The following is a 12,999-nucleotide window of genomic DNA, read 5'->3' on the forward strand; positions in this document are numbered from 1 at the left end:
GCCTCCCACAATTCTTCTTTGTTGCGAATACAACCTGCATTCTCATAGGAAAAATCCAGCCCCCGGCACTAGCTTGTTGCACTCAGGCACGTCCCGATGATTCGGCAGGCACTGCTAAGCGCTTGCGGGGAGGAACACGTGAACAACAAACTCAAGGTCACCGGTCTGCTCTTAGGCGGATACCTCTTGGGCCGGAGTAAGAAGCTAAAACTCGCTATGACCGTCGCGGCCGCGGTCTCTGGATCCAATGCATACCGGAACCGCGATCAAATTCAGGAGAAGTTGGGCGGTGTGGGGTCGTTGGCGCCCGACCTCGGCCGTCTGGCCAGCTCCGTACAGGCTGCGGCGACCGCCGCATTTGATCAGGTCGGTGCCAGGCTGCAGGAACAAACAGACAAGATCAATGCCTCGCTCGATGACGCCGCCACTCAGACCGAAGAGGCGTCGTCTGATCAGGATGATTCAGAATCCGGGGCCAGTGACCAGTCTTCTGGCGATGAATCGAGCACAGACTCATCAGCCGGGGAGTCGCCAACAGCTCAAACCTCCAACACTGCTGAGGACCCGGACACTGACGCGGAGGATGACACCTCATCTGGTGACTCATCCGACGCAGAGGAGGCACCTGAAGAGTCCGCAGAGGACGAGTCGGTCGAATCTGCGGAGGACGAGGTGGCCGAAGAGGAGACTGAGGCCGCTCCAGAGGAGCGCGGTGAAGAGGACACCGCTGGTGAGGAGCCCGAGCCTGACGAATCGGCTGAGGAGGAACCCAAGACGAAGCCGAAACCAAAGTCCTCCGGTCGGAAGACCAGCACCAAGTCACAGTCATCCGGTACATCTCGGAAGGCGCCGACCAAGCGAAGCTCTTCAGCCTCCGGCGCGTCCCGGAAATCCAGCTCTGCCAGCGGCAGCACGTCTTCGAGCCGGAGCCGGAAGTCGTCTTCCGCATCTAAGAGTCAGGGAACCAAGAAATGAGCGGCCAGGACATGTTCTCAGGGTTGAAATCCCATCTAGGGGACTACGGCAAGGCACTTGCGCGAAAAGCCATCAGTTCTGCAGGGGAGAAGGTCGATGGCCTCGCTGAACGAATGGCCGGCGGCGACGGAGCAGCCAGTGAAGGCCTCAAAGAGGGTGCGGAGAAGCTGGCTGAAGGTAAGTCTCCAGTCAGTGCCGCCGCGTCGGGCGTCGCATCCGGGGCAGGAGACAAGATCAAAAGTGTCTTCACAGGCGGGTCCGGCTCCGGAGGAGAAGGCGGCTCCGACAATAAGTTCATGAACATCGTGGAATGGACCGATGTCGGTGTTCCTCTTCGCGTCGCATACAACGCTTTCACACAGTTTGAGGACTGGCCGCAGTTCATGAAGAAAGTGGAGAACGTAGAACGCGTTGATGACACCAAACTGAAGATCAAGGGGCAGGTGTTTCTCTCCCACAGAACCTGGGAAGCCACCATCACCGAGCAGATTCCAGATTCGCACATTGTCTGGAAATCCTCTGGGGAAAAGGGCCGGATCAGCGGCAGCGTCTCCTTCCACGAAGTCACCCCGACACTGACACGCATTCTTACGGTGGGGGAGTACCACCCCCAGGGTTTCATGGAGCGTACCGGCAATCTCTGGCGAGCCGTAGGCCGGCGGTTCCGACTCGAGCTGAAGTTCTATGTGCACCACGTGATGACTGTGGTGATGCGCGACCAGGACTCCGTCGAGGGGTGGCGAGGCGAGATTCGCGACGGCGAGGTCGTCACCACGCATGAGGACGCGCTTGAGCAGGAGGCCCAAGAACAAGAAGCACAGGAACAAGAAAGCCAAGAGCAAGACGAACAAGACCACGCGAGCGACTCCGAGCAGGAAACCTACGGTGAGCCAGTGGATGACGAGGACGACGACTACTCGGAGCCCGAGGACGAGGATTACGCCGACGATGAAGGAGAGGAGGAACCATCCGAGGACGACGAGGACGACGTCGAGGAGCTCCCCGAGGACGATGAGCCACTGGAGGATGAGGCTCCCGCGGAAGACGAGGACGATCTTCCGGAAGACGACGTCGAGTACGACGAGGAACCCGCAGAGGATGAGGAAGACGAAGAACCCGATCCCCGATGAGGGTCGCGCCGGTGAGGTGCCTAATCCCTCAGAGAGCAGGTATGAGTCATGAGTGCAGGAACAGTTCAACGTTCCCAAGGAAGCTATGTCGATCGCCCGTCCTCCAGCTCCCTGGCTGATGTCATTGAGATCATTCTCGACAAGGGACTGGTCATTGACGCCTACGTCCGGGTGTCCCTGGTGGGGATCGAAGTCCTCACCATTGATGCCCGCATCGTCATCGCCAGCGTAGACACTTATCTGCGCTTCGCCGAGGCGACAAATCGCTTGGACTTGAGTCAGCAGGGCGGCCGCGATCTTCCTGACCTGATGAATGGAATGGCCGAAAGCGGCACCAAGGGCAAGGCCCAGGGTGCCATCGAAGGCATAAAGTCCGCGGTGACCGGTGGCGATGACGATGACGATGATTCCAAGGACGAGGCCCCGCGACGTCGTCGCACCCGCGAGAGCAGTAAGTCCGAATGAGTGAGCAAACCCCCGAGACTGCCGAACAGTACCTCTACGGGATCGTGCCGGCGGAGGCCCAGTTGCCCTCCGGCTTAGTAGGAGTTCATGACCAGCCCGTGCGCCTGAAAAAACATGGTCAGGTCGCAGCTGTCCTGAGCGCCACGGATCCCGTAGAGGCGCTCGGCACTCCCGAGGACCTGTTGGCACATACCCGCGTTCTCGACTCGCTGGGGTCCTCCGGGCCGGTGCTTCCCTTAGCGTTCGGCACCCTAGTGCCTGATGAGCAGGTCCTAGTCACTGACGTGCTTGAACCCCAGCAGGACGCCTACTACGCAGGCCTTCAGGATATTGCCGGTCACTGCCAGTACACCGTCACTGTCACCTTCGACCGAGAAACTCTCCTGCGGGAAGTCTTGGACGAAGTACCTGAGGCGGCTGATCTGCGGGAGGCGATTGCCGGCACCACTGAGGACCAGACCCGTCCACAGCGCATCCGGCTCGGGGAACTCATGGTCAATGCCTTCGAGGCGAGACAGCCTGCAGCAGCAGACCCTGTCCTGGACCGACTGGACGAGGCCGCGGCGCGCATGGTCGTCCATGAACGGCGCCAGCCGGACGACGTTGCCGAGACGGCGGTTCTGGTGGCAAACGAGCAGACCCATGCGTTTGAGCAGACCGTTGAAGAACTGGCCCAGAAGTACCATCCGCGGCTGCGGTTCCGCCTCCTAGGACCCCAGGCCCCCTACGACTTCGTTCCGGTGGGATAGCTGCCATGGGTTTGTTCTCAGCGATCTTCACAGCACCGTTGGCGCCTCTGCGCGGCACCGTATGGGTTGCAGAGCAGATCGCTAAAGAGGCCGAGCGGCAGCATTACGACCCCAGCAGTATCCGTCGCCAGTTGCGCGAGGTTGAAGCGGCACGCAGCTCTGGTGCGCTCAGCGAGCAGGAAGCCGGGCACCTCGAGCGCGAGCTCGTGAGGCGCCTGATGGAGTCCACCCGGCGACGAGAACCCTAAGGAGAACTCATGAGTGATGATGACGCAGAGACCAAGCGTTCTCAGGCTGCAACGAATTCGGACAACGGCACTCAACGCGAGCGCCCGCGCAGAAAGTCGAGCAGCTCCGAGGAAACGTCGCGGAAAGAACGTCCCACCCGATCCTCCAGTGGTTCCACTGCTGAGCGCCGCAGTACCGGCTCATCGGGCACCACAAGCAAACGTGACACTGGAGACAAAGACTCTGCCCCGCTGAGGAAGAAGTCCAGGGGTGGTGCTGTCACGGCAAGCCGGAAAGCGATCGAGCAGTTCGTTGAGCTCACCGGTCGTGCCCCGGAATCTGTCGTGGGCGTGCGCAAAAGCGAGGACGGTTGGACGGTCACATTGGAAGTGTTGGAGGCCTCGCGTATCCCTGATACCTCCGATCTGCTGGCCTCCTATGAGGTAGCTCTGGACAGCGCAGGTGACTTGCTCAGCTACGACCGGGTCAGTCGATACCTCCGCGGCCGCGCCAGCGACTAGCCGGTTGCGCTGCTGAAGCGCACGTTGAACATGGAGGAGAGCACGATGGCGAGACAGCCCGGCAACGCAATGGAGCCCCAGCGTGACCGTGAAGGAACCCTGATGCAAGTAGTGGAGACACTGCTGGACAAGGGCCTGGTTCTCAACGCCGACATTATGGTGTCGGTAGCAGGTGTGGAACTTCTTGGTATCCGAATCAGAGCCGCCCTCGCCTCCTTCGAAACCGCAGCCCGCTACGGATTGGACTTCCCCGCCGGTACTGACCGCGAGACGCTGGCCTGGCGGGAGGCGATGGAAGAGAAAGAGACCTGCCCACAGTGCCATAAGCGTGCACCGCTGAAGCAGCTCATGGATGAGTTCTGTCCCTGGTGCGGATGGCAGAGCGCTTATGCCAAACACTTGGAGAGCGAACACGGAGGCGCGCTGGAAGCATCCGGGACCGACGACGACCCTGTCGCCTCAGACGAGGAGTCAGCTGATGAGCCTCACACAGCAGATCCCGCAGGATAACCAGCGCATGGCAGAGCGCCCCGCGCAGCCTGCCCTGCAGCCCACGCGTGATCCTGGCGCCACACTGCCGGATCTCATTGAAGTGCTGCTCAACAAGGGGGTCCACCTTAATTTGGACCTGATCATCTCAGTTGCCGATATCCCGTTGATCGGGGTCAACCTGCGGGCCACCATCGCCGGCATCGAAACAATGCTCGAATACGGCATGATGCGGCAGTGGGATGAGCAAACCCGGGCCTGGGTCCAGAAGTCACTGCACCGTCATCTCACCCTGGCCCAGGACGAGGAAGTTCTCGCCGCGATGGCCGCCAGCCACTTTCTGGATGACGACTTTCACCGCCACTGGCGCCCCGGCCGAGCGTATCTGACCACTCACCGGCTGATCCTCCAGCGCCGTGAACCAGCCGAGACGCTGTGGCAAGCACCGCTGCGCACTATTGCCGGAGTGGAGCGCGTGCGCCAGATCGCCATAGGCGGGGAGGAACGCACGAGGCTGCGCATACGGCTGAAGGACGGAAGTCATGAACTGATCTCCGCAGCTGACACCGAGCACCTCGTCAAGCTCCTCAGTGCACAGCTGAAGCAACCAGCCTTGGACACACCTGCACCGGAGCCTGCCGAACCTCAGATGGTAGGAACGATGTGGAGTCTGGAAAGGCTCTCGAACTCCTCGACGTGGCGGGCAGGACGTGCAGTACTGACAGATCAAGGTGAGTTCACCTGGCAGTCACCGCTGGACAGCCGCGCCTCCGTCCGGCTGAAAGCTCATGAGCTGGAGTCGATCACCGAAGCGGAGCACTCCAATCCCACTGATCACACGCAGGTCCTGCGTCTCACCACATCCAACGCGACGCTTATTCTGGCTTCCCCACAGCTGCACCAGTGGCAGCGGTGGTTGCACGAGTGGTCCACAGCGTCCAAGGAGGCCGCTCATGGCACTTCACGTCGATGAGGAGAATCTCAAGCACGGGGTGCTCACGCTGGTGGTGACGCTAGTAGAGGTGATCCAGGAAGCCCTGGAGACCCAGGCGGTCAGGCGAATGGAAGGCGGAGACCTCAGCGAGGAAGAGCAGAATCGACTGGGGGAGGCTCTGCTGGAACTGGATGAGGCGATGGAGCAGATCAAGGCAGACCACGGAATAACCCAGTCCGTCAGAGATCTGCACAGGGGACTGGACGACGTCGTCGATGAGGTCGTTGACAAGCTCATTAACCCGCAACGTTGGGCTCAGGACGCCCGGAAAGACACCGCATGAGCCCGACTGCTGAAAACCCCACTAGTGGCAATCCGTTCGGCGAAGACCGATCCACCCTCTATGTCTACGCCATTGTCCCTGCACCAGCGCCACAACCGGGCGTCGCAGGCATCGACGGTTCCGCGCTGGAAGTGGTCACGGCACCATCTGGACTAGCCGCCGTGGTCCACGATCATCAGACTGGTCCATATGAAGGACCAGACGAGGACGTCAAGCGTTGGGTTCTTCAGCACAGTGAAGTGGTGGAGGACATGTGGGCTCAAGCGTCGAGCGTGCTGCCGGTGTCGTTCAATGTCATCGTGCGCCCCTCGGCGGCCACCGGTGCCACAGCCACTGACCAGCTGCAGGAATGGATGACGGAGGCCGGAGAGGAGCTGCACCAGGTTCTCACTCAGCTCGCCGGGACCTCGGAACTGCGCGTGGAGATCACCCTGGACCAGCATCAGTTCGCTGAAGACCATGAGGAGGTCCGCCACCTGCGCGCGGAAATGGAATCCCGTCCAGCGGGTGTGCGACGGCTGCTGGAGAAAAGACTCGACCGGCTCAAGAGGCAGCTCACGGACCAAGCCGCCGATGAGCTGTATCCGGCCTACCGCAGTCGGATAGCTGCTCACTGCCAGCGCATCCAGGAATACACCAACCGTCAGCGTCCCAAGGGCGTCGTCTCACTGCTGACTGCGGCTTGCTTGGTGAATGCAGATCAGGTGAGCGATCTCGGAGCGGAACTCTCGCTCATTCAGGATGAGTTGCCAACAGCTCAGATTCGCTTCCTCGGCCCATGGCCGCCATACTCCTTCGTTGACCTCGCAGGCCCACAGACTTAGGACCCGTTCTGGGCGGGAGGTCAGCCATCTCCAGCGCGTGATTTAGGATGGGACGGTGACCTCTGAGACTTCTGCACCCGCCGCCGAACGTCCCGACCACACCGCTCAGACGGTGCTGGTGGTTGACTACGGTGCCCAGTACGCCCAGCTGATCGCCCGCCGTGTCCGCGAGGCGCGCGTGTACTCGGAGGTGGTGCCGCATACCATGCCCGCCGCCGAGATCCTCTCCCGCAAGCCCTCTGCGGTGATCCTCTCCGGCGGTCCCTCCAGCGTCTACGCCGAGGGCGCCCCCACTGTTGAGCGGGAGCTCTTTGAAGCCGGTGTACCGGTGCTGGGCATCTGCTACGGATTCCAGGCCATGGCCCACGCCCTGGGCGGTGAAGTCGCTCGCACCGGCGACCGCGAATACGGCAAGACCGAGGTCCGCGCCACCACCGCACCCCACGGACTGCTCGATGGCACGGATAAGGTGCAGACCACCTGGATGTCCCACAGCGATTCGGTGCAGAAGGCACCGGAGGGCTTCGAGGTGCTGGCCGTCTCCGATGCTGCGCCCGTAGCCGGCTTCGCCGATGAGGACCGCAAACTCTACGGTGTGCAGTGGCACCCCGAGGTCAAGCATTCTCCGCAGGGCCAGCGGATCATTGAGAACTTCCTGTACTCCGGCGCGGGCCTGAATCCCGAATGGACTACCGGCAATATCGTCGAAGAGCAGGTCGCTGCGATCCGCGAGCAGGTCGGCGACGCTCGAGTGATCTGCGGACTCTCCGGCGGTGTGGACTCCGCAGTGGCTGCGGCACTGGTCCAGCGCGCCGTCGGCGACCAGCTGACCTGTGTGTTTGTTGACCACGGTCTGCTGCGCGAAGGCGAGGCTGAGCAGGTGGAGCGCGATTTTGTGGCCGCCACCGGCGCCAAGCTCTACGTCGCTGATGAGAAGGAACGCTTCCTCCAGGCCCTGGCCGGGGTTACCGACCCCGAGGAGAAGCGCAAGATCATCGGGCGCGAATTCATCCGCGCCTTCGAGGCCGCAGAAGCTGAGGTGCTCAAAGAAGCAGCCGCCGACGGCGCCCGGGTCCAGTTCCTGGTCCAGGGCACGCTCTATCCCGATGTGGTGGAGTCCGGCGGCGGTGAGGGTGCGGCGAATATCAAGTCCCACCACAATGTGGGTGGACTGCCTGAGGACATGGAGTTCAAGCTCGTGGAGCCGCTGCGCGCCCTGTTCAAGGACGAGGTCCGCGCCGTGGGTGCCGAGCTTGGCCTGCCGGCGGAGATCGTCCAGCGCCAGCCCTTCCCGGGGCCGGGTCTGAGCATCCGCATCATCGGTGAGGTCACCGAGGACCGGCTGCGGATTCTGCGCAAGGCCGATGCCATCGCCCGTGAGGAGCTGACCAAATCCGGGCTGGACCAGGAGGTCTGGCAGATGCCGGTGGTGCTGCTGGCCGATGTCCGCTCAGTGGGCGTCCAGGGCGACGGCCGGACCTACGGGCACCCGATTGTGCTGCGTCCGGTGTCCTCTGAGGACGCCATGACTGCCGACTGGTCGCGCCTGCCCTATGACCTGCTGGCCACTATCTCCAACCGCATCACCAATGAGGTGGAAGAGGTCAACCGAGTAACCCTCGACGTGACCTCGAAGCCCCCGGGGACCATCGAGTGGGAGTAGGGGTAATCTCCTCCTAAACATGTATGTGTCTGGGAGGAACAGGTGAGCGAGCACAAGTCCGCCGCGTCTGCGCAGTGTCCTGAACAGCCTGATCAGCTGCGCCCGGAACCTACCGCGCCCGCTGAGCAGAAACCAGCCGACGACGACGCCACCGCGCCTATCGAGAGCAGCTCAGCCCTGCTGGACGATCCTCAGCGCGCTGAGGCTGAAGCTGGATCAGCCGTGAGCCCGGCCGTGTCCCCGGAGTCTCCTGTGAGCACCTCACCGGATTCCGCTGCCTCCGCCCAAAGTCCGTCAGAGCAGGGCCTTACAGAGCAGAGCCCAGCCGCGTCGTCGTCGCCTGGCTATGCCGCTGCCAGCGCGGACTCCCCGGAGGCGCCCTCGGTCACTGCCTGGGTGGAGTCCCTGGGCACCGGCACCGAAAACGACACCATGCTGCGCTTTACCCCCAGCCAGCACAACGCCATTGACCTCACTGAGGCCAACTCCAGCGGCCTGATGCAGCTGCTGGCTGGGCGCCGTACCCGGCTCTCCACTTTGCTGAATGAACCCAGCAGCTTCGAGCCCGGGGCCAAGGCTGCCGCACATATCCGCAGCAAGGTTCGCGAAATGCGTGAGGATCGCGGCATTGAGGTGGGCTTCCTGGGCGCGGGCATCGCCTCCTGGACTGAGCACACCAGCGCCGGCGCCGAGAGCTTCACCGCCCCGGTGATGCTGATCCCCATCAGCCTGCGGCAGCGCTCCGAGAAACCCCACGCAGGCACCAGCAGTGATTATGAGATCCAGTTCACCGCTCCCGCGCGGCTGAACCCGGCACTGGCTCGGCATCTCTCCAGCGCCCACGGCTGCGTACTGGATCCGGTGGAGTTCCACAACGCCGGCTATGTCACTGCCCGTTTTGACCCCCACCGCACCGCTGATCTGCTCAGCCGCTTGGCCTCCGGGCACGCAACTGAAAACCCGGAGTCTCCGCTGGGCTCGCTTCAGGTGTGGAAGCAGCTCTACGTCTCCACCTTCGCGGATCTTGCGCATCTGGGTAACCCGGCCGAACTGAACCTGCAGCACCCGGTCCTGACCTCGCTGGCCAGCGGACAGAGCCTGCAGCAGCTGCATACCGCGCAGGCCGAGGCGCTCGCCGTCGCCTCCACACTGGAGTCATTGGACCAGCGCAACCCCGCTCAGGAACGTCTGGTGGCTGATGCCGATTCAGGCCAGCAGGCCGCCCTGGACGCCATTCTCTCCGGAGTATCCGCGGTAGTTTCCACGCCTCCAGGCACCGGGCAGACGCAGACTGCAGTCAACGCTGCCGCCGGACTTGCCTGGTCAGGTAAGCGAGTGCTGGTGGTGGCGGAGCGGACCGATACGCTCACCGAGTTCACCGAAAGGCTCTCCGCGGCCAAAGTGGGCACCCTGGCGGTCAACGTGCCCGCCGCAGCAGACCCCGCCGAGCTGCGTGCCCAGGTCATCCGCGCCATCAAACGCGCCGAACGCGCCGAGCCCCCACGTCTGGGCGGACTGCATAAGAAGCTCACCGAACGCCGCCACCAGCTGCGCGACCATGTGGCCAGCCTGCATAAGGTCCGTGAGCGCTGGAAGTGCTCGCCGTACCAGGCGATGCAGGCCCTGGCTGCGCTGACCGCCCTGCACCCGGCACCGGCCACCAATGTGCGGCTGAAGCGCTCGGTGCTGGATAACACCGTGGATCGCGGCCACGTAGCCATTAAGCTCAAGCGCGCCGCAGAACTTGGCGCGTTCTCCGAGCAGACCCGCAAGAGCCCCTGGTTCAATGCACGGCTGTCCAACCGGCAGGAGACCCGCGACGCCCTGGAGCTGGTGCAGCGGCTGCGCGAGGAGCTGCCGGCATGCCGCACTCAGCTTGAGGCCGCCTGCGCCTCGGTGGGCCTGGCCCCGGGGGAGAGCTTCTCGGATTGGCACTCCCAGGTGCTGCTGTTCCAGCGCGTCCAGGAGTCTCTGGGCCGCTTCAGCCACGACGTCTACGCCCGCGATGTCAATGACCTCATCGCGGCAACCGCCCCGGGCTGGTGGCGCCGGCAGAACAATGTGGAGATGACCTCCATGGCGCGTTCGCGGCTGCGCCGAGTGGCTAAGGAATACATCCGCCCCGGCGTTGCCATCAATGACCTCCACTCCTCTCTGGTGGATGTGCAGTCTGAGCGCGAAGACTGGATGAAATGGGCCAAGCCCACCCGCGACGACGGCGCAGAAGCCTCGCTGCCGAAGGTGCCCAAGCGGCTGGAGCGGCTGGTCGACGTCGTCGCCTCCGTGCAGACCCGCCTGGAGAAGCTGGTGGCGGTGCTGGCCCCGGCTGAGCCGGAGCAGACGCTCTTTGACGTCAGCGCCGAGAAACTTCAGGCCACCATTGACTCCCTGGCTGAGGACGAGCGGTCTCTGCACACTCTGCCCGAACGCACCCTGCTGGCCGAGCAGCTGCGTGAACAGGGTTTCAAGGAGCTGCTGGAAGATTTCGCCAGCCGGCAGGTGCCTGCCACCCAGGTCGCCGATGAGCTGGAGCTGGCCTGGTGGCAGTCTGCGCTGGAGGCGATGATCTCCGGGGATGACTACCTGGCGATGACCACCGGTGAGAATCTGCGCGGCATTGAAGCTGAGTACCGGGCTGCCGATGCTGCCCATATCGCCTCCGGCGCTCAGCGGCTGAACCACACGCTGGCAGTACGTTGGAAGTCCGCCCTGGAGACCTACCCTGAGGCTGCCGCACAGCTGCGCAGCCTGCTGCGTGACACCGCGCCCACTGTGGAGGCGCTGGAATCGGTGCCTGGGGAGCTGACCCAGCCGCTGGTGCCGATCTGGACCACCTCTCCGTTGGGACTTGCTGAGCAGTTCCCGGCCACAGCGGCGGGGGAGGGCACGGGCCAGAAGCCGCGTTTCGACGTCGTGCTCCTGCTGGACGCTGAGACGCTGACAGTGCCCGCTGCGCTGGGCGCCATCTCCCGGGCCGCACAGGTGGTGGCCTTCGGAGATCCGGTCTCGGGTGCGCCCAAGCCGCTGACGGTATCAGCTGATCCCATCGCCCGTGAGGCCGAGGCCCATGTGCCAGTGTCCATCTACGCGGAGCTGGCCAGGATCCTGCCGGAGTACCGGCTGCGTCAGGTTCACCGTGGAGTGGACCAGGAGCTGACCGAGCTGCTTTCGCTCTCCCTCTACGGCGGGGAGCTGACCCGACTGCCCGACGCCGCCCAGCTCACCGGCCAGGGGCGTCGCCTCACCGTGGAGCACCTGGAGGGTGTGCGCGGAGGCGGGCGCGAGCCGGTGGAATCACCCACCGCCGAGGTCAATCGGGTAGTGGATCTGGTCTTCGAGCACATCCGGCGCAGACGCAACCGCTCTCTTGCTGTGGTCACCGGTTCCGAATGGCATGCCAAACGGGTGGCCGATGCCATCCGGCTGCACCTGGCCAACCACGCCTGGGCTGCGCCGTTCTTTGAGCACGGTGCCGCAGGGGTCCCCGGCGGCTCCGGCTCCGGGGCTGCAGGAGTGGGCACCGGTGAACGGTTTGTGGTGGCTCCGGTGGAGCGCGCCTTCGGTCTGGTGCGCGATGACGTGATCTTCTCCTTGGGCTTCGGACGCACCGTCAAAGGTGAAGCCGCCCATGAGATGGGTGAGCTCTCCGGTCCGCGAGGCCGCGAGTACTTCGCCCAAGCGGTCACCCGGGCCCGCGGACAGCTGCGCGTCATCAGCTCTATCTCCGCAGATGACCTGGACACCTCCCGGCTGCGCGAAGGAGCCCTGCTGGTACACCACCTGCTGCGCCTGGGCGCTGGTGCCGCCAGTAACCCGAGTGCATCTGCTGACCTGACCGACCCGTTGGTGCTGGACCTTGTGGACCGCATTCGGGCTCGCGGCGGCCGTGTGGAAGATGGTTTCCGCGGGACGTTGGATCTGGCTGCGTGCCAGCGCAAGATCACCGCAGAGTCGCGGGTTAAGCCGCTGGCGATGGTCTCTGATGGCACGGACGGCTATGCCGCGCTGACAGTGCGTGAGCGTTCCCGACTCCGACCAGCCCGATTTGAGGAGCTGGGCTGGAACTACATGGTGCTGTGGACCATTGAGGTCTTCACCGACCCGTCCGGTATCACCGAGAAGGTGGCGGAGAAAGTGGGTCTGGGCTCGGGACCGGAGTTCGCTGAGCACGGTCGCGGCATGCTGGGCAGCACCGGTCCGGTGCGCTTTGGAGGTGCAGCTGATGCCACAGATGAGGAAGCCCATCGCATCAATAAGCAGTATCTCTCACCGCGCGAGCGCAGCCGCTTCAGTTAAGGGTGGGTGCCTGCATGTCCTTAGATCGGTCTGATTCGGAGCCCGGCCCAGAAACACAGCCCGGCCCAGAAACACAGCCTCGCCCAGAATCACAGCCTCGCTCGGAATCACAGCCCAGCCCAGACCCACCGCGACGTCGCGGGCCGCGCCGAGTCGTCGCACCGCCCACCTCGGGGCAGCCGAATGAGGTCGAAGCTGACCCGTTCAACCCGTTGGGATCATCTGAGGCACCGGATTCAGCTGCTGCCGGTGAGCAGAAGCCACGGGTGGCTGGTGCACAGAAACCGCAGCAGCTCAGCCCCCGAGAGCGCTGGTTCATCGAAGAACGACCTCCGCACTGGGGGTGAGTTTTCCCCAGCCCACTGATTACGACGACGACCCG

The 12,999-nt window shown here is 63.6% G+C and carries 12 protein-coding genes; all 12 read left to right on the forward strand.

Annotated elements, in window-relative coordinates; translation table 11 throughout:
• Window positions 1-138 precede the first annotated feature (138 nt).
• Window positions 139-975 (forward strand): hypothetical protein, encoded by an 837-nt coding sequence (locus tag ABEA23_RS04710; protein WP_345476917.1) that lies wholly within the window; start codon window positions 139-141, stop codon window positions 973-975.
• Complete coding sequence (locus tag ABEA23_RS04715) at window positions 972-2,105, forward strand: SRPBCC family protein (RefSeq protein WP_345476918.1); 1,134 nt, start codon at window positions 972-974, stop codon at window positions 2,103-2,105. The genes ABEA23_RS04710 and ABEA23_RS04715 overlap by 4 nt, the downstream gene beginning before the upstream one ends.
• 48 nt (window positions 2,106-2,153) lie before the next feature.
• Window positions 2,154-2,570, forward strand: coding sequence for a gas vesicle protein GvpJ (gene gvpJ / locus ABEA23_RS04720; RefSeq protein WP_345476919.1), 417 nt, complete (start codon window positions 2,154-2,156; stop codon window positions 2,568-2,570).
• Window positions 2,567-3,319, forward strand: coding sequence for a GvpL/GvpF family gas vesicle protein (locus ABEA23_RS04725; protein ID WP_345476920.1), 753 nt, complete (start codon window positions 2,567-2,569; stop codon window positions 3,317-3,319). The genes gvpJ and ABEA23_RS04725 overlap by 4 nt, the downstream gene beginning before the upstream one ends.
• 5 nt (window positions 3,320-3,324) lie before the next feature.
• The gene (ccmI, locus tag ABEA23_RS04730; protein ID WP_345476921.1) at window positions 3,325-3,567 is read left to right on the forward strand and encodes a c-type cytochrome biogenesis protein CcmI; all 243 of its coding nucleotides are present in this window, start codon (window positions 3,325-3,327) and stop codon (window positions 3,565-3,567) included.
• 9 nt (window positions 3,568-3,576) lie between these two features.
• A complete protein-coding gene (locus ABEA23_RS04735; protein WP_345476922.1) occupies window positions 3,577-4,068 on the forward strand; it encodes a gas vesicle protein GvpO in 492 nt (163 codons plus the stop codon).
• Between the two features lie 45 nt (window positions 4,069-4,113).
• Window positions 4,114-4,578, forward strand: coding sequence for a gas vesicle protein (locus ABEA23_RS04740; RefSeq protein WP_345476923.1), 465 nt, complete (start codon window positions 4,114-4,116; stop codon window positions 4,576-4,578).
• Complete coding sequence (locus ABEA23_RS04745) at window positions 4,547-5,530, forward strand: gas vesicle protein (RefSeq protein ID WP_345476924.1); 984 nt, start codon at window positions 4,547-4,549, stop codon at window positions 5,528-5,530. The genes ABEA23_RS04740 and ABEA23_RS04745 overlap by 32 nt, the downstream gene beginning before the upstream one ends.
• Entirely contained in the window at window positions 5,511-5,834 is a 324-nt protein-coding gene (locus tag ABEA23_RS04750) for a gas vesicle protein K (protein ID WP_345476926.1), read from the forward strand. The genes ABEA23_RS04745 and ABEA23_RS04750 overlap by 20 nt, the downstream gene beginning before the upstream one ends.
• Window positions 5,831-6,658, forward strand: a complete 828-nt coding sequence (locus ABEA23_RS04755) for a GvpL/GvpF family gas vesicle protein (protein WP_345476927.1) — start codon at window positions 5,831-5,833, stop codon at window positions 6,656-6,658. The genes ABEA23_RS04750 and ABEA23_RS04755 overlap by 4 nt, the downstream gene beginning before the upstream one ends.
• A 112-nt stretch (window positions 6,659-6,770) precedes the next feature.
• Window positions 6,771-8,321 carry a glutamine-hydrolyzing GMP synthase gene (gene guaA / locus ABEA23_RS04760; RefSeq protein ID WP_425577121.1) on the forward strand — a complete coding sequence of 517 codons (1,551 nt, stop codon included), beginning with the start codon at window positions 6,771-6,773 and terminating at the stop codon, window positions 8,319-8,321.
• A 42-nt stretch (window positions 8,322-8,363) separates the two neighbouring features.
• On the forward strand, window positions 8,364-12,617 hold the full coding sequence (locus tag ABEA23_RS04765) for a DUF4011 domain-containing protein (protein ID WP_345476929.1): 4,254 nt from the start codon (window positions 8,364-8,366) through the stop codon (window positions 12,615-12,617).
• Window positions 12,618-12,999 lie beyond the last annotated feature (382 nt).

Source organism: Nesterenkonia rhizosphaerae (assembly GCF_039544555.1).
GTDB lineage: Bacteria > Actinomycetota > Actinomycetes > Actinomycetales > Micrococcaceae > Nesterenkonia > Nesterenkonia rhizosphaerae.

Coding starts and splice junctions, on each gene's coding strand:
- ABEA23_RS04715 (WP_345476918.1), top strand. CDS start 972: ATGAGCGGCCAGGACATGTTCTCAGGGTTGAAATCCCATCTAGGGGAC.
- ABEA23_RS04740 (WP_345476923.1), top strand. CDS start 4,114: ATGGCGAGACAGCCCGGCAACGCAATGGAGCCCCAGCGTGACCGTGAA.
- ABEA23_RS04750 (WP_345476926.1), top strand. CDS start 5,511: ATGGCACTTCACGTCGATGAGGAGAATCTCAAGCACGGGGTGCTCACG.
- ABEA23_RS04745 (WP_345476924.1), top strand. CDS start 4,547: ATGAGCCTCACACAGCAGATCCCGCAGGATAACCAGCGCATGGCAGAG.
- ABEA23_RS04735 (WP_345476922.1), top strand. CDS start 3,577: ATGAGTGATGATGACGCAGAGACCAAGCGTTCTCAGGCTGCAACGAAT.
- ccmI (WP_345476921.1), top strand. CDS start 3,325: ATGGGTTTGTTCTCAGCGATCTTCACAGCACCGTTGGCGCCTCTGCGC.
- gvpJ (WP_345476919.1), top strand. CDS start 2,154: ATGAGTGCAGGAACAGTTCAACGTTCCCAAGGAAGCTATGTCGATCGC.
- ABEA23_RS04725 (WP_345476920.1), top strand. CDS start 2,567: ATGAGTGAGCAAACCCCCGAGACTGCCGAACAGTACCTCTACGGGATC.
- ABEA23_RS04755 (WP_345476927.1), top strand. CDS start 5,831: ATGAGCCCGACTGCTGAAAACCCCACTAGTGGCAATCCGTTCGGCGAA.